Origin of the sequence: Helicobacter pylori, from assembly GCF_021062735.1 — a bacterium.
GTDB classification, from domain to species: domain Bacteria; phylum Campylobacterota; class Campylobacteria; order Campylobacterales; family Helicobacteraceae; genus Helicobacter; species Helicobacter pylori_DN.
Map to the genome: position 1 here is coordinate 71748 of NZ_JAHXLB010000006.1, position 18010 is coordinate 89757.

At 39.4% G+C, this 18010-nt stretch carries 15 protein-coding genes; 14 read left to right on the plus strand and 1 reads right to left on the minus strand.

All coding sequences use genetic code 11. The features are described from left to right. The 14 genes from KX581_RS03810 to ilvE all read left to right on the plus strand — a co-directional run bounded on the left by KX581_RS03810 (position 1) and on the right by ilvE (position 17188). The gene (locus KX581_RS03810) at positions 1-798 is read left to right on the plus strand and encodes a carbon-nitrogen hydrolase family protein (protein ID WP_231175630.1); all 798 of its coding nucleotides are present in this window, start codon (positions 1-3) and stop codon (positions 796-798) included. Next, positions 799-2046 (plus strand): serine--tRNA ligase, encoded by a 1248-nt coding sequence (gene serS / locus KX581_RS03815; protein ID WP_231175631.1) that lies wholly within the window; start codon positions 799-801, stop codon positions 2044-2046. Positions 2047-2055: 9 nt separating this feature from the next. Continuing rightward, positions 2056-4584 (plus strand): tetratricopeptide repeat protein, encoded by a 2529-nt coding sequence (locus KX581_RS03820; RefSeq protein WP_231175632.1) that lies wholly within the window; start codon positions 2056-2058, stop codon positions 4582-4584. A gap of 4 nt (positions 4585-4588) precedes the next feature. Beyond that, positions 4589-6634, plus strand: coding sequence for a DNA helicase UvrD (uvrD, locus tag KX581_RS03825; protein ID WP_180628953.1), 2046 nt, complete (start codon positions 4589-4591; stop codon positions 6632-6634). Next, on the plus strand, positions 6631-7287 hold the full coding sequence (gene flgA / locus KX581_RS03830) for a flagellar basal body P-ring formation chaperone FlgA (RefSeq protein WP_231175633.1): 657 nt from the start codon (positions 6631-6633) through the stop codon (positions 7285-7287). The genes uvrD and flgA overlap by 4 nt, the downstream gene beginning before the upstream one ends. Before the next feature lie 9 nt (positions 7288-7296). Then, complete coding sequence (locus KX581_RS03835; protein ID WP_000780095.1) at positions 7297-7860, plus strand: UbiX family flavin prenyltransferase; 564 nt, start codon at positions 7297-7299, stop codon at positions 7858-7860. Next, a complete protein-coding gene (gene coaD / locus KX581_RS03840; RefSeq protein ID WP_001169275.1) occupies positions 7860-8333 on the plus strand; it encodes a pantetheine-phosphate adenylyltransferase in 474 nt (157 codons plus the stop codon). Before KX581_RS03835 ends, coaD begins: the two co-directional genes overlap by 1 nt. 1 nt (position 8334) lies before the next feature. Further along, positions 8335-8910: a dTMP kinase gene (tmk, locus tag KX581_RS03845; RefSeq protein WP_231175634.1), complete on the plus strand. Its 576-nt coding sequence runs from the start codon at positions 8335-8337 to the stop codon at positions 8908-8910. After that, positions 8898-9473 carry a ComF family protein gene (locus KX581_RS03850; RefSeq protein ID WP_231175635.1) on the plus strand — a complete coding sequence of 192 codons (576 nt, stop codon included), beginning with the start codon at positions 8898-8900 and terminating at the stop codon, positions 9471-9473. The genes tmk and KX581_RS03850 overlap by 13 nt, the downstream gene beginning before the upstream one ends. A gap of 32 nt (positions 9474-9505) precedes the next feature. Then, positions 9506-11299, plus strand: a complete 1794-nt coding sequence (locus KX581_RS03855) for an HsdM family class I SAM-dependent methyltransferase (RefSeq protein WP_231175636.1) — start codon at positions 9506-9508, stop codon at positions 11297-11299. Further along, positions 11296-12519, plus strand: a complete 1224-nt coding sequence (locus KX581_RS03860) for a restriction endonuclease subunit S (RefSeq protein ID WP_231175637.1) — start codon at positions 11296-11298, stop codon at positions 12517-12519. Before KX581_RS03855 ends, KX581_RS03860 begins: the two co-directional genes overlap by 4 nt. A gap of 65 nt (positions 12520-12584) precedes the next feature. Continuing rightward, positions 12585-15254, plus strand: a complete 2670-nt coding sequence (gene polA, locus KX581_RS03865; RefSeq protein WP_231175638.1) for a DNA polymerase I — start codon at positions 12585-12587, stop codon at positions 15252-15254. 113 nt (positions 15255-15367) lie between these two features. Beyond that, positions 15368-16114, plus strand: a complete 747-nt coding sequence (locus tag KX581_RS03870) for an outer membrane protein (protein ID WP_231175639.1) — start codon at positions 15368-15370, stop codon at positions 16112-16114. Between the two features lie 51 nt (positions 16115-16165). Then, positions 16166-17188: a branched-chain-amino-acid transaminase gene (gene ilvE, locus KX581_RS03875; protein ID WP_231175640.1), complete on the plus strand. Its 1023-nt coding sequence runs from the start codon at positions 16166-16168 to the stop codon at positions 17186-17188. Between the two features lie 4 nt (positions 17189-17192). On the opposite strand, the gene KX581_RS03880 is transcribed toward ilvE, so the two are convergent. After that, positions 17193-17888, minus strand: a complete 696-nt coding sequence (locus KX581_RS03880; RefSeq protein WP_231175641.1) for an outer membrane protein — start codon at positions 17886-17888, stop codon at positions 17193-17195. Between the last annotated feature and the right edge of the window lie 122 nt (positions 17889-18010).

Here is an 18010-nt window from a genome sequence, read left to right on the forward strand (position 1 = left end):
ATGCGAGTGTTTGCTTTGCAATTAGAGTCTTTTGAAGAAACCCTCATGCAATCCTTATTCAACTCCATACCCAAGCAAAGCGTGGTGGTGTTGCCTGAATACGTGATCAACCCCTTTTTCCACCATAACATGGGATTGGATGTGAGTGAAATCAACGTGCAGTCTGTGCGAGCGATAGAGTTTTTATCGCAAAAATGCGAAGAACTAGACTTAATCGTTTCAGCCCCGGTGCTTTTAGAAGAACATTCTAAAATCTATAAAAAAATCGCTCTCATTTCTAAGGAAAATATCCAGTATTACACGCAACAACGCCTAATCCCCTATCCTCACTGGGATGAAGAGAGCTTTTTTGATAATGAAAAAAGTGCTTTTAAAGAATTGCTCGTGTTTGAAAGAGACGGCTTGAAATTCGCCCCTTTGTTTGGCTTTGAAGCGCATTTTGATGAAATATGGGTTCAGGCTAAAAATCAGGGCGTGGATGTGGTGCTTTTGAGCAGCGTGGCCACTTTTGAATCCAATGAAAGGTGGCGGCTTTTGTGCCAGATGCGCGCTTTTTGCACTTCTTGCGTGGTGGTTAGGGCTAATAGGATCGGAGCGTATCGCCAAATTATTGTAGAAGAAGATCAAAAAAACGAATTTTTGTGGAAATTTTATGGGGATAGTTTTGTGGCTTTGCCTAATGGTGCTATTGAAGATTCTTTAGAGGGTAAAATGGGGGCTTTGAGCGCTCAAATAGATAAAAACGATATAGACGAATGGGCTAAATTGTGGCATTTTAGAACGATTAAAGAGGGTTGAATGATTGATAGAAAACTTTTATTGCAAGATTTTGACAAGGTGGCTCTTTCTTTAAAAAAGCGTAACCATGTGATGGGTGATGAGTTAGAGCGTTTGCGCGAAGTCATCACGCACTATAAAAAGCAGCTCATTGAATTGGAAGGCTTGCAAGCCTTTCAAAACAAGGTTTCTAAAGAATTTGGTATTAAAATGGCTCAAAAAGCGGATACAAGCGATCTCAAAAAAGAGCTAGAAAACAATAAAATCAAATTGAATGAGCTTTCTAAAAGCGTGGGCGAATTGGAGCAACAAATTGATTTGAAGCTTTCCATAATCCCCAATCTAGTGGATGAAAAAACCCCTTTAGGCACAAATGAAGAAGACAATATAGAAATTAAAAAAATCTTAACCCCTAGAAATTTCACTTTCAAACCCAAAGAGCATTTTGAACTCGCTCAACAAAATGGCTGGATTGATTTTGAAAGCGGCGTGAAACTCGCCAAAAGCCGTTTTTCTGTCATTAGGGGTTTTGGGGCTAAAATTTATCGCACGCTCATTCATTTAATGTTGGATTTTAATGAAAAAAATGGCTTTGAAATCATCTACACGCCGGCGTTAGTGAATGAAAAAATGCTTTTTGGGACCGGGCAATTGCCCAAATTCAAAGAAGATGTTTTCAAAATAGAAAATGAAAATTTGTATCTGATCCCCACCGCTGAAGTAACGCTCACTAATCTATACAACGACACCATTATTAGCGTTGAAAATCTCCCCATTAAAATGACTGCGCACACGCCTTGTTTTAGGAGCGAAGCAGGGAGTGCGGGCAAGGACACAAGGGGGATGATAAGACAGCACCAATTTGATAAAGTAGAATTAGTGGCTATCACGCACCCTAAAGAAAGCGATGCGATGCAAGAGCATATGCTAGAGAGCGCGAGCGAAATTTTAAAGGCTTTGGAATTACCGCACCGGTTTGTGCAATTGTGCAGCGGGGATTTAGGCTTTAGCGCGAGCAACACGATAGATATTGAAGTGTGGCTGCCTGGGCAAAATTGCTACAGAGAAATCAGCTCGGTGTCTAACACGAGGGATTTTCAAGCCAGGCGCGCCAAAATCCGCTTCAAAGAAAATCAAAAAAACCAATTAGTGCACACCTTAAACGGCTCTTCTTTAGCGGTAGGCAGGACGATGGTCGCTTTAATGGAAAACCACCAGCAAGCGGATGGGAGCATTCATATTCCTAAGGCGTTAGAAAAATACCTTTAAGGCTAGTTCGTGCTGAATGAAGAGCAAAATTCATTAGAAGAAAAAGGGGGCGAAAACAAAAACGAAAAAGAAACCCCCCTAAAAGGCATTCATTCTAAAATCCCCTCTTTGAAGCAGGCTTTAGAGCAGACGATTAATAAAATCAAAAGTTCTAAAGAGTTTTTTAAACAGCTTTTACACAATAAAAAAAAGCTTTATATCGCGCTTGGAGCATTGCTTTTATTCATCGTGCTCATTGTGGCTTTGAGTTTGTTACTAGGGCATAAAAAAGAAAATAAACAAACTTCTTTACAAACTAATACCGCCACCACCAATAACGAAACGCCTAATAACACCAACAACGCTAACAACACACAAGCCGAGGGGCAAATAGAGAATTTAGACTTACCCGATTTAATCGGCAAGGACTCCCTCAAACGAAACGATGAAAATCAAGTGGATGCGATCATGAAAAAAGCGAGTCTTTTGTATGAGCAAGGGCAAAAAGATGAAGCCTTACACCTGTTTGACAAAGCCGCTTCTTTTTCGCAAGGGATTGCGAGCCATAATTTAGGGGTGATTAAGTTTAAAGAAAAGGATTTTAACGGGGCGTTGGATTTGTTTGATTCTAGCATCGCTTCTAAAGAAAACGCGAGCGTGAGCGCGATTGATGCGTTAGTGAGCGCTTATCATTTGCAAGATGAAGATTTGTATTATCATTATCTAAAAATTGTGAGAGACACTTTGTATAAAGACTATAAAAAGTCTTTTTATTCCTACGCTTACGCGCTCAAATCCTATTACGCTGGAGAGTATTTTGAAGCCCTTTCGCCTTTAATGCACCCTAATTCCAACGCCTTTTTAAAGCCTAACGCGCGCTTGGCGTCTAAATTGTTTTTGATGTTTAAAGATGAAACGAACGCTTACAAGCAATTACAAAAAAGCGCAAACGCCCAAGATGAGCTTGCTTTAGGGCTTTTGCAGGCGCGTTTGGGCCATTACAAGCAGGCTTTGGAGCATTTGCAGCATTATTTGCACAACTACCCTAAAGATTTAAACGCTTTGATGGCTTTGGAATTGGTGAGTTTGAAAAAAGGCGATACCCTTAAAGCGAGCGAAGCCTTAAAAATAGCCAGCCACACAAAAGAAGATAGCGTGCTAGCCAACTCTTTTTACCCCATCAAGCCCACGATAAACCCTGTTTTTTTAGACAAAGAAAGAGCCAAAGAGCGTTTTTGGAACACGCAATATTTTGAAGGTAAAAGGGATTTTATCTACCGCTTGCTCTTTTATTACGCTCCTTTTAAGGTTTTAGACTCTAAAGAAACCTTAGGCGTGATTGAAGAGGGGCTGTTTCTTTTAGACTCTGATGCACAAAAGGATTTAGAGGGGGCAAGCCTTGCTTTTAAAAGGGGGCGTTTGATGGCGATAGCGGATAAAAACGCGCTCAAAGGGTTGAAAGCGTTAGAAAACAAGTGCTTAAAAAAAGCCCTTTCTTTTTTTGATTTGTCTTTAAAAAACAGCCCCAATAACGCGCTCCTCCATTATAATACGGGCTTGATTTATGCGCAATTAGAAAATTACCACAAAGCCTATTTCCATTTTTTAAGGGCTTTCCATTTGAATTCTGCGGATTATTTGAGCGCGATTTTTGCAATTTTAGCTTCGCATTTCACCCATGAAGACACCACGGAGTTTTTAAGAGAAATCACAGAGAATTTTTATAGTCAGGATTTTTCTAGCCCCACGCAAAAAGCCTTACTCTCTTCGCTCATCGCTTATTTGAATTACCGCACCAATTGGGATATGGACTGGCTTAAAAACGCCCCTAAAAAACTCCCCTTTTATTACGTGCTAGAAGCGGTGTTCGCTAAAGAGAGCAAGGATAAAAAATTGATGGTGCAATCTTTTGGGAATTTAAAAAAAATGCTCCCTAAAGATCTCATCTCTAATATCTTTTATGAAATCGTTTCGTATTATGATGCGAGTATCCGCCACACTTTAAGCATTTACACCCTTTTAGATTCGCGTAAAATCAGTTGGGATCAAACCATGCAAGGGCCCATTTTAGGGCGTCATTTCTACACTTACATGGGATTTATGGTCAATGATTTGGATCATCAAGAAAGATTACTAGAGCAAAAAATCGCCAGTTTAGAAGAGAAAGAAGCCCCTAACGATTGGTTAGAAAATTTAGCGCTAGTGAGTTTGTTTCAAGGCCAGTATGAAAAAGCGAGCGCGTTGTATCAAAACTTAATTAGCGATCTTAAGGACAGTGAGGTGCGTTTAAAAATCCTAGCGGGTTTGACTTATATCGCGCAAAATAATTACAATAACGCCGCTTTATGGCTAGAGCTTGGGAAATTAGACGATCCGAATAATGAAAATATCCGTTACGCTTTGGGGTTGTTGTATCAAAGAAAAGGGGACTTGAAATCAGCGCTAAACCATTTTTTAGCCATTAAAACCTCTGATTTTTCTTCGCCCTATTTTGATTTTGAAATTGATACCAACCTTTTAAAAGAGCGTTTAAACCAAGAAGAAAGGGCGAGTTTTTAGAATAATGGGTTTTGAAAAAAGCATTTTAGGCAATTTAAACGGAGCGCAAAAAATCGCTGCAAGCCACATTCAAGGGCCATTGCTCATTTTAGCGGGAGCTGGGAGCGGCAAGACTAAGACTTTAACGAGCCGTTTAGCGTATTTGATTGGCGCTTGTGGTGTGCCTAGCGAGAACACTTTAACGCTCACTTTCACCAATAAAGCGAGTAAAGAAATGCAAGAAAGGGCTTTGAAATTATTGAACAATCAAGCGTTTATCCCCCCTTTGCTTTGCACTTTCCATCGTTTTGGTTTGCTGTTTTTAAGGCAACACATGAGCCTTTTAAAAAGAGCGTGCGATTTTTCGGTGCTAGATAGCGATGAGACAAAAGCGCTGTGCAAACAGCTCAAAATTTCAAGCTTTAGAGCCAGTATTTCTCAAATCAAAAACGGCATGATGGATTTGAGCATGCAAGATAGCGAATGCTATAAAGCCTATGAGCTTTATCAAAACGCGCTCAAAAAAGACAATTTAGTGGATTTTGACGATTTGCTTTTTTTAAGCCTTAAGATTTTACAAGATAATGAAACCATCGCCAAAGAAACTAGCGAGCGCTACCATTACATTATGGTAGATGAGTATCAAGACACGAACGCCCTGCAATTAGAATTTTTAAAAAAATTGAGTTTCACGCACCATAATTTGTGCGTGGTGGGCGATGACGATCAGAGCATTTATGGGTTTAGGGGGGCTGATATTTCTAACATTTTAAATTTTTCCAAGCATTTTAAAGGGGCTAAAATAGTGAAATTGGAGACCAATTATCGCTCTAGTGCTGAAATTTTAGCGTGCGCTAACTCCCTTATCAGCCACAACCAACACCGCCATATTAAAACGCTTCAAAGTTTCAAAGGCTCGCATAAAAGCGTGGTTTGTAAAGAATATTTGACGCAAAAAGAAGAGAGCCTGGATGTGGCTTATCAAATCAAAGCCCTTTTAAAGAGGGGCGAAAATTTAGAAAATATCGCTATTTTGTACCGCTTAAACGGGCTTAGCCGCAGCATTGAAGAGAGCTTGAACGCTTTGAATATCCCCTATAGGCTTATTGGGGCGGTGAGTTTTTATGAAAGAGCCGAGGTTAAAGACGCTTTGGCGTTCATGCATTTAGTGGCTAAAAAAGACGATCGCTTTTTTATTAAGCGCGTTTTAAACAAGCCCCCAAGAGGCCTTGGCAAGATCACTCAAGAATGGATTTTTTCCCTTTTAGATGATGGGGATTTGAATTTAGAAGAAGCACTAAAACTTGGGGCGTTTAAAGACAAATTAAACCCTAAAAACGAATACGCTTTAAAGAAATTCACCGCTATGATAGGGCGTTTGAGAGAGGCTTTTGAAATTTCAGTAGAGGAGTTTTGCGCTCAGTTTTTAGAAGAAACCAACCTTTTAAAAAGCTATGAAAAAGAAGACAATTACGAAGAAAGGGAGGGCTTTGTTAAAGAGCTTTTAACCTTATTGAAAGAGCATTTTAAAACTAACCCCACGCATTCTTTACTGGATTTTTTGAATGAAAGCGTTCTAGATGCCCATAATACAGAAAACGCGCAAAAAGTGAGTTGCATGAGCGTGCATATGAGTAAGGGATTAGAGTTTAAGCATGTGTTTGTGATCGGGTTAGAAGAGGGGTTTTTCCCGCATAGGGGGTTCAATCAAGAAAGCGATTTAGAAGAAGAAAGGCGCTTGGCTTACGTAGCGATCACTAGGGCTAAAGAAGAATTACAACTTTCTTATGTCAAAGAGCGTTCGTATTTTGGGAGGAAAATTTCTTGCTCGCCCTCTGTGTTTTTAGAAGAAGCCAAGCTGCTCCAACAAGACAAGCCTCCTAAACAAAATCACCAAAAAAATACGCCCATTAAAGTGGGGGATTTGATCAAGCATAAGATTTTTGGCACCGGTAGGGTTTTAGGCGTGGAAAAGGGCTTGAGCGGTTTGTGCTTGAAAATCAATTGCGGAGGGAATATCTATGATAAAATCTCAGAAAAATTTGTAGAAAAAGTGGATAACGGGTTTTGAAAATTTTAATCCTTTTTTTCATGGTTTTACGCACGCTACTAGCTATGGATACCAACATGCTTAAAGCAGAAATTAAAGAAATTTACCTCAAAGAATACCAAGACTTAAAATTAGAAATTGAAACCATTAACTTAGAAATCCCAGAGCGCTTTTCTAACACTTCCATTTTAAGCTATGAATTAAACGCTTCCAATAAGCTTAAAAAAGACGGGGTCGTGTTTTTAAGGTTGGAAAATGAGCCTAATTTACGCCTACCGGTGCGTTATAGCGTGATAGGCAGCATGCAGGCTTTTAAAAGCATAGAGGCGATTAAAAAAGACGAGAACATCACCGCTAACAACACCAAAAAAGAACGCGTTTTGTTTGGCGCGCTTTCTAACCCCTTGTTAGAGGGTGCAATTGGTAAAGTGAGCGCGAAACATTTTATCCCCCCTGACACGCTTTTAAGCATGGATAAAACCCAAGCTTTAATCATCGTGCGTAAAAACGACATCATCACTGGGGTGTATGAAGAGGGGCAAATCAGCATAGAAATAAGCCTAAAAGCCCTAGAAAATGGCGCGCTTAATCAAATCATTCAAGCGAAAAATTTAGAAAGCAATAAAATACTCAAAGCGAAAGTGTTGAGCAGCTCTAAAGCGCAAATCTTATAAAGGATATTCATGAAATTGGTTTTAGGCATCAGCGGGGCGAGCGGGATACCCCTAGCCTTGCGGTTTTTAGAAAAATTACCTAAAGAAATTGAAGTTTTTGTCGTGGCGTCTAAAAACGCGCATGTCGTGGCGTTAGAAGAATCGAATATCAACCTTAAAAACGCCATGAAAGATTTACGGCCTGGCGCGACTTTTTTCAACGAGCAAGACATCCATGCGAGCATTGCCTCAGGGAGTTATGGTATCCATAAAATGGCGATCATTCCAGCGAGCATGGACATGGTGGCTAAAATCGCGCATGGCTTTGGGGGGGATTTGATTTCTAGGAGTGCGTCTGTGATGCTTAAAGAAAAGCGTCCCTTACTCATTGCCCCTAGAGAAATGCCTTTAAGCGCTATCATGTTGGAAAATTTGCTCAAACTCGCCCATTCTAATGCAATCATTGCGCCGCCGATGATGACTTATTACACCCAGAGCAAGACTTTAGAAGCGATGCAAGATTTTTTAGTGGGGAAGTGGTTTGACAGCTTAGGGATAGAAAATGACTTATACCCACGATGGGGAATGAACTGATGCAAAAAATCGGCATTTACCCGGGCACTTTTGATCCGGTCACTAACGGGCATATAGACATCATCCACCGCTCTAGCGAATTGTTTGAAAAGCTCATTGTCGCTGTGGCGCATTCAAGCGCTAAAAACCCCATGTTCAGTTTAAAAGAGCGCTTAAAAATGATGCAACTCGCCACCAAAAGTTTTAAAAATGTAGAATGCGTTGCGTTTGAAGGGCTGTTAGCTAATTTGGCTAAAGAATACCATTGTAAGGTGTTAGTTAGGGGCTTAAGGGTGGTGAGCGATTTTGAATACGAATTGCAAATGGGCTATGCGAACAAATCCTTAAACCACGAATTAGAGACCTTGTATTTCATGCCCACTTTACAAAACGCTTTCATAAGCTCTTCTATCGTGCGATCCATTATCGCGCATAAGGGCGATGCGAGCCATTTAGTGCCTAAAGAAATTTATCCTTTGATTTCAAAGGCTTAAAATGTATGTGGTGTTAGAAGGCGTTGATGGCGTGGGCAAAAGCACTCAAGTAGAATTATTAAAAGACCGGTTTAAAAACGCCCTTTTTACCAAAGAGCCAGGGGGGACAAAAATAGGCGAAAGTTTAAGGCGTATCGCTTTAAATGAAAACATCAGCGAATTGGCTAGAGCGTTTTTATTTTTAAGCGATAGGGCTGAGCATGTAGAAAGTGTGATCAAACCGGCATTGAAAGAAAAAAAGCTCATCATTAGTGATAGGAGTTTGATCTCTGGCATGGCTTATAGCGAGTTTTCAAGCTTGGAATTAAACCTGCTTGCCACTCAAAGCGTCTTGCCTGAAAAAATCATTCTTTTACTCATAGATAAAGAGGGTTTAAAACAGCGCTTAAGCCTTAAAAGTTTAGACAAAATAGAAAACCAAGGTGCAGAAAAATTACTCACAATCCAGCAAAAGATCAAAACCCATGCTTATGCGCTAAAAGAAAAATTCGGGTGCGAAGTTTTGGAATTAGACGCTCAAAAAAGCGTTGGGGATCTGCACCGCCAGATTGCAGCCTTTATTGAATGCGTTGTTTAACTTGTTTGAAGCTTTCTTTTAAGCCCCTTTGTTCAAATTGCTTGAACGATTTGCCCTTAAATTTAAAAGTAAGGGTTTTAGAGGGCGTGAGCGTGTATAGTTTTTACGCTTATAGCGAAATAGAAGAGCTCATTAAAAGCAAATACGCGCTGATTGGCTCTCGCATTTTGCCCTTGCTTTCTCAAAAAGCCGGCGCGGAATTTGTGAAAATCCTAAAAGAAAAAGGCTTGAGCGCCCCCCTTTATGGCATCGCCATTGATGATAAAATCAAATCCTTTTACTCGCATTCAGCCGCGCTTTTAAAAGGCTTTTGTCAAGGCAATTTAAAGCCCACTTACGGGCGTTTAAGGGCTAATAATACTATTTCGTATGCCGGAAAAAGCTTAGAATTTCGCGCCAATAACCCACGGGATTTCACCTTCAAAGGCGACAAAAATTTAGATTATTTTTTATTAGATGATATTATCACCACCGGCACCACCCTAAAAGAAGCCTTAAAATACCTTAAAAACCTAAACATCAAAGTGCACTTTGCAATCGCGCTTTGCAGCGCGGATGAATGAGTTATAATTTTAATTTTTAAAAGGATAAAACCATGCAAGCTTTTCGGTTAGAAGATGATGTTGATGACTATGTTAAAAAAGAATTGACAAAATTAGGGCTTATGAAAAATAAGGATTTTAATGTTAAAAGCCAAATGAGTCCTAGCCTTAAAAACGCCCTTTTGAATGCGAGTAAAACTAAAGATAAAACTTCTTATGGCGAGCCAGATTTTAGTTTAGAAAAATACACGCACCCTAAAAATAAAGAGAGCGTTATCCCTATAATCATAGAAAACAAACTTTACGCTAAAAATTTAAAAAAGCTCAAAAACAGCGCGCTGCAAAACGATGACCATTCCATTTCAAAATACGCCGTGAATGGGGCTTTACACTACGCTCAAAATATCCTAAAAAACAAAGAAAAGTATAAAGAATGTATCGCCATAGGCATAGCCGGTGATGACGAAGAAAACCTTTTGATAGAAGTGTATTATGTTTTTGCAAGCGGAATCAATTCGCACAAACTCACTAACGCTAAAAACCTGCATTTTTTAGAAAATCAAGAATCGTTTAACGCTTTTTATAAAGAATGCACGCTCACTGAAGAAGAAAAACATTTTATCTTAATCAAAACCAAAGCCGATCTAAACGAAACCGCTAAAAAACTCAACCGCCTTATGCATAACCACAACATCACCGCGCCTCAGCGCGTGCTATATGTGAGTGGCATGCTTTTATCCATGCAAGAAATTAAAGGCAAAAAAGAGGGCTTAAAACCAAGCGATTTAAAAGGCGAATTGACTGATACTAGCCGTGATGGTGTTTTAGTGTTTAACCAAATTAGCGAATTTTTAAAATACGCTTTAGGGGATGGTAAGGAATTGGGCATTGTTTTAACCCCGCCTTATGTAACTAAAATGATGAGCGAACTTTTAGGGGTTAATGCGAAATCTTTTGTGATGGATTTAGCCACAGGGAGCGCGGGATTTTTAATTTCTTCTATGGTGCTAATGATTGAAGACATTGAAAAAACCTATGGTAAAAACACCACTAAAGCGAACGAAAAAATAAAAGACGCAAAAACCACGCAACTTTTAGGCGTGGAGCTTAACGCTGAAATGTTTTCGCTAGCCACCACTAACATGATTTTAAGAGGCGATGGCTCAAGCTTGATCATCAAGGGCAACACTTTTGAAACCAATAAAAAGATTTATGAAGATTTTAAACCCAATATCCTTTTATTAAACCCTCCTTTTAGCTACAAAGAAAACGGCATGCCTTTTATCAAGTTCGGGTTAGAGTATATGCAAAAGGGCGCTTTAGGCGCGATCATTATCCAAGATAGTGCAGGGAGCGGGCAAGCTTTAAAATCCAATGTTGAAATTTTAAAAAAACATTCGCTTTTAGCGAGCGTTAAAATGCCCACCGATTTATTCATGCCTCAAGCCGGGGTGCAAACCAGCGTTTATATTTTTAAAGCTCATGAGCCACACGATTATGAAAAGCCCGTTAAATTCATAGACTTTAGAAACGACGGTTTCAAACGCACCAAAAGAGGCTTGAATGAAACCTCTAACCCCACCAAACGCTACGAAGAAATCATTAAAATTTACAAAGCCGGCTTAAACGCTAAGGTTTCTAAAGAGCTGTGGGGCGATTTAAAAACCATCTATATTGAAGATTTTATCGCTAAGCCACATGAAAACAAGCATGCTAAAGACTTTAATTTTGAAGCGCACCAAAAGAATGAGACTAAACCCGAATTAGAGGATTTTAAAAGAACGATAGCCGATTACCTTTCTTATGAAGTGGGCTTGATTTTAAAAAACCAAACGCCCCCAAAGTGATTGGCCCCCTTAGTAGCCAGCTCAACGCTATTAAGTGGGGCGAGTTCAAATTAGGGGATTTGTTTGAAGTGTTGTCAAGTAAGAAAATTTATCATGCCAACACGATAAAAATCCATGACACGCAAATAAAAAACAGCTACCCTTATGTCGTGCGCGCTGCAACCAACAATGGTATAAAAGGCTTTATTGTAGATGACCCACATTATACTAATGAAAAAAATACCCTTTCGTTCGCGCAAGACACTTTCACCGTGTTCTATCAAAAACAACCTTATTTTACAGGCAATAAGGTTAAAATTTTAAAACCAAAATTTGCTTTCAAAAGCCCTAAAATTTTACATTTTATAAGCACGATTTTGCAATTTATTTTAAAACCCTTAACTTGGGGGCTAGGCTCTACAACAGAAAGCATTGCGGAATTTAAATTTTCTCTACCCCTAAAACCCACCGCTAACACTCAAACCCTTGATGATGTAGATTTCAATTTCATGGAAAAATTCATAGCCGAACTTGAGCAGTGTCGGCTCGCCGAACTTGAGGCTTATTTAAAAGCTACAGGGCTATCAAACACCACCCTTTCTAGTGATGAAGAAAACGCCCTTAACCTTTTCAATAATTCTGGGGGGGGTAATACCCCATGCGGCTTAACATGGCAAAGCTTCAAATTAGGGGATTTGTTTGAAGTGTTGCCATATAAAAAACGCTTTGATGCTAATAAGGTTAATATTTACGCTAGCAAAACTAAAGATACTTACCCTTATGTTGTGCGCACAAGCCTAAATAATGGCATAAGGGGTTATTTAAAAGAAAATACAAATTTTTTAAATGCGGGAAACACTATATCTTTTGGGCAAGACACCGCTACAATGTTTTATCAAGAAAAGCCTTATTTCACAGGGGATAAAATCAAAATTCTACGATGCAAAAATCCTAATTTTAATAAGATAAATGCTTTATTTTTTATCACAAGTTTAACAAAGGCTTTTAGAAATTTTTCATGGGGGAGTGCGAGTTTTAGTGTTAGCATAATAGAAAATCAAAATATTTCACTCCCCACCAACCAACATGGCGAAATTGATTTTCATTTCATGCGCACCTTTATAAACGCTCTAATGAAACAAACCATTCAGGGCGTGGTTCAATACAGCAGCGCTAAAATACAAGCTACAAAAGAAGCCATCAGACAAGAAGCACCAACCCAAAAAGACTCGTTATTTTGAAAGAGATGAGGTCAAGCTTGTGTTACAATAAACTTAAAATTTGCTTGATTGAAGAGGGTTGATGCATGGAAGAGCTTAAAGAGGGGACTTTAGCGTTAATTGATACTTTTGCGTATTTGTTTAGAAGCTATTACATGAGCGCTAAAAATAAGCCTTTAACGAATGACAAGGGCTTTCCTACAGGGCTTTTAACGGGGCTTGTGGGCATGGTTAAAAAATTTTATAAAGATAGAAAAAACATGCCTTTTATCGTGTTCGCTCTAGAAAGCCAGACTAAAACTAAAAGGGCTGAAAAATTGGGCGAATACAAACAAAATCGCAAAGACGCCCCCAAAGAGATGCTTTTACAAATCCCTATCGCCTTAGAATGGTTGCAAAAAATGGGTTTTGTTTGCGTGGAAATAAGCGGGTTTGAAGCCGATGATGTGATCGCTACTCTAGCCACGCTAAGCCCTTATAAAACGCGCATTTATTCTAAAGATAAGGATTTTAACCAGCTTTTGAGCGATAAGATCGCGCTTTTTGATGGCAAAACGGAGTTTTTAGCGAAGGATTGCGTGGAAAAATACGGGATTTTGCCGAGTCAATTCACAGATTATCAAGGCATTGTAGGGGATAGCAGCGATAATTACAAGGGGATTAAAGGCATTGGGAGCAAGAACGCTAAGGAATTGTTACAACAATTAGGGAGTTTGGAAAAAATCTATGAAAATTTAGACTTGGCGAAAAATTTACTCAGCCCTAAAATGTATCAAGCCCTTATACACGACAAAGGAAGCGCGTTTTTAAGCAAAGAATTGGCCACTTTAGAAAGAGGATGCATTAAAGAATTTGATTTTTTAAGTTGCGCTTTTCCTAGCGAAAACCCCTTATTGAAAATTAAAGACGAACTGAAAGAATATGGTTTTATTTCCACTTTAAGGGATTTAGAAAATTCCCCTACGCCCTTAATTGTAGAAAACGCCCCTATATTAGATAGCGTGCCTATATTAGACAACACCCCTAAAAAATCGCACATGATCGTTTTAGAAAGCGCTGCGCCTTTGAGCATGTTTTTAGAAAAATTAAAAAATCCTAACGCTAGGGTTTTTGCACGCTTGGTGCTGGATAAAGAAAAAAAAGTTCTGGCTCTAGCGTTTTTATTACAAGATCAAGGCTATTTTTTGCCTTTAGAAGAGGCGTTATTTTCGCCCTTTTCTGTAGAGTTTTTGCAAAACGCTTTTTCTCAAATCTTACAGCATGCGCAAATCATTGGGCATGATTTAAAACCTTTATTGAGCTTTTTAAAAGCCAAATACCAGGTGTCTTTAGAAAACATCCGCATCCAAGACACTCAAATTTTAGCGTTTTTAAAGAATCCGGAAAAAGTGGGGTTTGATGAAGTTTTAAAGGAATATTTAAAAGAAGAATTAATCCCGCATGAAAAAATCAAAGATTTTAAGACAAAAGCGGAAAAATTAGAACTTTTAAGCATGGAATTAAGCGCTTTAAAGCGTTTGTGCGAGTATTTTGAAAAAGGGGGGCTAGAAGAGGGCTTGCTCACTTTAGCTAGAGACATTGAAACGCCGTTTGTGAAAGTTTTAATGGGCATGGAATTTCAAGGCTTTAAGATTGATGCGCCTTATTTCAAGCGATTAGAGCAGGAGTTTAAGAACGAATTGCATGTTTTAGAGCGCCAAATTTTGGATTTAATTGGCGTGGATTTTAACCTCAATTCGCCCAAGCAACTTGGCGAGATTTTGTATGAAAAATTAGGGCTTCCTAAAAATAAAAGCCATTCTACTGATGAAAAAAGCTTGTTAAAAATCCTAGACAAGCACCCAAGCATCGCTTTAATTTTAGAATACAGAGAACTAAATAAGCTTTTTAACACTTACACCACCCCCTTATTGCGCCTAAAAGACAAAGACGATAAAATCCATACCACTTTCATCCAAACCGGCACAGCTACCGGGCGTTTAAGCTCGCATTCGCCTAATTTGCAAAATATCCCGGTGCGATCGCCTAAAGGCTTACTCATTCGTAAAGGCTTTATCGCCAGCTCTAAAGAATATTGTTTGCTAGGGGTGGATTATTCGCAGATTGAATTGCGCTTATTAGCCCATTTCAGCCAGGATAAGGATTTAATGGAGGCGTTTTTAAAGGGGCGAGACATCCATTTAGAAACTTCTAAGGCGTTGTTTGGTGGAGATTTGGCCAAAGAAAAACGATCCATCGCTAAAAGCATTAATTTTGGGCTGGTGTATGGCATGGGGAGTAAGAAATTGAGCGAAACTTTAAACATCCCTTTAAATGAGGCTAAAAGCTACATAGAAGCGTATTTCAAACGATTCCCTAGCATCAAAGATTATTTAAACCGCATGAAAGAAGAGATTTTAAAAACTTCTAAAGCTTTTACTTTGCTTGGGCGTTATCGGGTGTTTGATTTTACCGGTGCAAATGATTACATCAAGGGCAATTACTTGCGAGAGGGCGTGAATGCGATTTTTCAAGGGAGCGCGAGTGATTTATTGAAATTGGGCATGCTCAAAGTGAGCGAGCGTTTCAAAAATAACCCTTCAGTTAGGCTGCTTTTGCAAGTGCATGACGAATTGATTTTTGAGATTGAAGAAAAAAACGCCCTAGAGTTGCAGCAAGAAATCCAACGCATCCTCAATGATGAAGTTTATCCTTTGAGGGTGCCACTAGAAACGAGCGCGTTTATGGCTAAGCGTTGGAATGAATTAAAAGGGTAGTTTTTTAATTGAGTTTAAGAAAAAATATATTATTATTTCTTTATAAGTAATACTTAGCCATTTTAAGCTAATATAATATAAAGTGATTATCAAAAATAAAGGGAAAAGACTGAATGTTGAAAAGAATTATATTCTTAGGGGCTTTGGGTGTTGGAGCGAGCGCTGAAGAGAGCGCGGCTTTTGTGGGAGTCAATTACCAGGTGAGCATGATACAAAATCAGACTAAAATGGTGAATGACAACGGCTTGCAAAAGCCTTTGATAAAGTTCCCGCCTTATGCAGGAGCCGGTTTTGAAGTGGGCTATAAGCAATTTTTTGGTAAGAAAAAATGGTTTGGCATGCGTTATTATGGGTTTTTTGACTACGCGCACAACCGCTTTGGCGTGATGAAAAAGGGCATTCCGGTGGGCGAGAGCGGGTTTATTTACAACAGCTTTAGTTTTGGAGGGACGACTTTAACGGAAAGGGATTCCTATCAAGGGCAATATTATGTCAATTTATTCACTTATGGCGTGGGGTTGGATACGCTGTGGAATTTTGTGAATAAAGAAAACATGGTTTTTGGTTTTGTGGTAGGAATCCAATTAGCGGGGGATAGTTGGGCAACGAGCATCAGTAAAGAGATTGCTCATTATGCAAAACACCACAGCAATTCCAGTTACAGCCCGGCCAATTTCCAGTTTTTATGGAAATTTGGGATCCGCACCCATATCGCTAAACACAATAGCCTAGAATTAGGGATTAAAGTGCCTACGATCACGCACCAGCTTTTCTCTCTTACCAACGAAAAGGGATACACCTTACAGGCTGATGTGCGTAGAGTTTATGCGTTTCAAATCAGTTACTTGAGGGATTTTTAACCCCTTTTTAGATACAATCACGCCTGAAACTATCCATTTAAAGGTGTGAAAATGGCAAATTTAGAAAATTTAGACTGGAAAAATTTAGGCTTTAGCTACATTAAAACGGATTTTCGCTTCATCGCTACTTATAAAAACGGCTCTTGGTCGCAAGGCGGATTGGTGAGCGAAAACGTGTTGCAAATCAGCGAAGGCTCGCCGGTCTTGCACTACGGGCAGGCTTGTTTTGAAGGCTTGAAGGCTTACCGCTCTCAAAACGGGAAGGCTCTACTTTTTCGCCCTTTAGAAAACGCCAAACGCTTGCAAACTTCATGCGAAAGACTGCTCATGCCTAAAGTGAGCGAAGAATTGTTCTTAAGGGCATGCGCTGAAGTAGTGAAAGCGAATCAAAAATGGCTCGCTCCTTATAAAAGCGGGGCGAGTTTGTATTTGCGCCCTTTTGTCATAGGCGTAGGGGATAATTTGGGGGTAAAGCCGGCCAATGAATACCTTTTTATCGTGTTTTGCGCACCGGTGGGGGCGTATTTTAAGGGGGGTATAGAAAAAGGAGGGGCTAGGTTTATCACTACGGCGTTTGATAGGGCCGCGCCTAAAGGCACCGGTGGGGTGAAAGTGGGGGGGAATTATGCTGCAAGCCTGTTAGCCCACAAAATGGCCACAGAGCAAGGCTATGATGATTGCATTTATTTAGATCCTACCACGCACACTAAGATTGAAGAAGTGGGGGCGGCGAATTTTTTTGGCATCACGCATGATAACGCCTTTATTACTCCGCATTCGCCAAGCATTTTACCAAGCATTACCAGAAAAAGCTTGATGGTTTTGGCTAAAGAATATTTAAATTTGAAAGTGGAAGAAAAAGAAATTTTGATTGATAAATTAGATGCGTTTAAAGAAGCTGGAGCGTGCGGGACAGCTGCGATCATTACGCCCATTAAAGAAATCGCACACAATAACAAGTCTTATTTTTTTGAAGCGCCGGGCCATATTACTAAACAACTCTATGATTTGCTTTTATCCATCCAGCAGGGCGAACAAGAAGCCCCCAAAGATTGGATTTTTGAAGTTTGCTAAAAGGTTAAAATTTATAGCTGTATGCCGCATAAAATAAGGGCGAAGTCTCAAAGCGTTTGGAGCTAGAAAGCAATCTGGCGGTGGGTAAGATTTTAAACCCTAATTCAATGCGGTGTCTTAAAAAAAGCGTGAGCATGACCCCCCCATTAATCGCTAATCCCCCTGAAACCACAGAATGTTTAAAAAACTTGAAATTTTGCTTGTCTGTATAAACGACTAAAGCCCCCCTAGCTCCCCCAAACGCCCCCAAATAATGCTTATAACTCCCTAAAGGAAACTCCATAATCACATCCAAACCCACCGCAAGCATGGTAAAAAAAGAGTTGGTAGGATCTTTATGGCTTTGGTAATTCACTTTTCCTGACCCAAGATCCCATGCAAAAACCCCCCTAATCCCGATATATTTTTTAAAAAAACTTTGCACGCCGGTTTTTAAATTGAGCGTCGCAATCCAATCTTTCATTTCCTGGCCTTGATAGTCCTTAATGGCCTCTACAGCGCCAAACCCTCCTAAAAAATACCACCCGCTTTTTTTACGAGTGAGCTTTTGGCGGTTAATGATGCTTCTATAGAGTTCTTCATGGGCTTCTTGGTAATTTTTTTTAGGGGTTTTATTATGCAAAATAGGCATTGCATCAAGGGGAAAGACAGCAAAACCCCCCATTAAGAAAACACAAAAAAAAATGATTTTTTTAAACATTTTAAAAATAATTAATCCTTTATTAAACAGAATATTGTTTAACCTTTTGTTTTATCATTGTGTTAAAATAGTCGTTTTAACAAACAAAATTTTGTTAATAGATTTTACCTAATCTAAGAGAG

Bases quoted from the DNA above. Each gene is read 5' to 3' on its own strand.
- KX581_RS03810 (WP_231175630.1), top strand. From the start codon at position 1: ATGCGAGTGTTTGCTTTGCAATTAGAGTCTTTTGAAGAAACCCTCATG.
- serS (WP_231175631.1), top strand. From the start codon at position 799: ATGATTGATAGAAAACTTTTATTGCAAGATTTTGACAAGGTGGCTCTT.
- uvrD (WP_180628953.1), top strand. From the start codon at position 4,589: ATGGGTTTTGAAAAAAGCATTTTAGGCAATTTAAACGGAGCGCAAAAA.
- KX581_RS03835 (WP_000780095.1), top strand. From the start codon at position 7,297: ATGAAATTGGTTTTAGGCATCAGCGGGGCGAGCGGGATACCCCTAGCC.
- coaD (WP_001169275.1), top strand. From the start codon at position 7,860: ATGCAAAAAATCGGCATTTACCCGGGCACTTTTGATCCGGTCACTAAC.
- tmk (WP_231175634.1), top strand. From the start codon at position 8,335: ATGTATGTGGTGTTAGAAGGCGTTGATGGCGTGGGCAAAAGCACTCAA.
- KX581_RS03850 (WP_231175635.1), top strand. From the start codon at position 8,898: ATGCGTTGTTTAACTTGTTTGAAGCTTTCTTTTAAGCCCCTTTGTTCA.
- KX581_RS03855 (WP_231175636.1), top strand. From the start codon at position 9,506: ATGCAAGCTTTTCGGTTAGAAGATGATGTTGATGACTATGTTAAAAAA.
- polA (WP_231175638.1), top strand. From the start codon at position 12,585: ATGGAAGAGCTTAAAGAGGGGACTTTAGCGTTAATTGATACTTTTGCG.
- KX581_RS03870 (WP_231175639.1), top strand. From the start codon at position 15,368: ATGTTGAAAAGAATTATATTCTTAGGGGCTTTGGGTGTTGGAGCGAGC.
- ilvE (WP_231175640.1), top strand. From the start codon at position 16,166: ATGGCAAATTTAGAAAATTTAGACTGGAAAAATTTAGGCTTTAGCTAC.
- KX581_RS03880 (WP_231175641.1), bottom strand. From the start codon at position 17,888: ATGTTTAAAAAAATCATTTTTTTTTGTGTTTTCTTAATGGGGGGTTTT.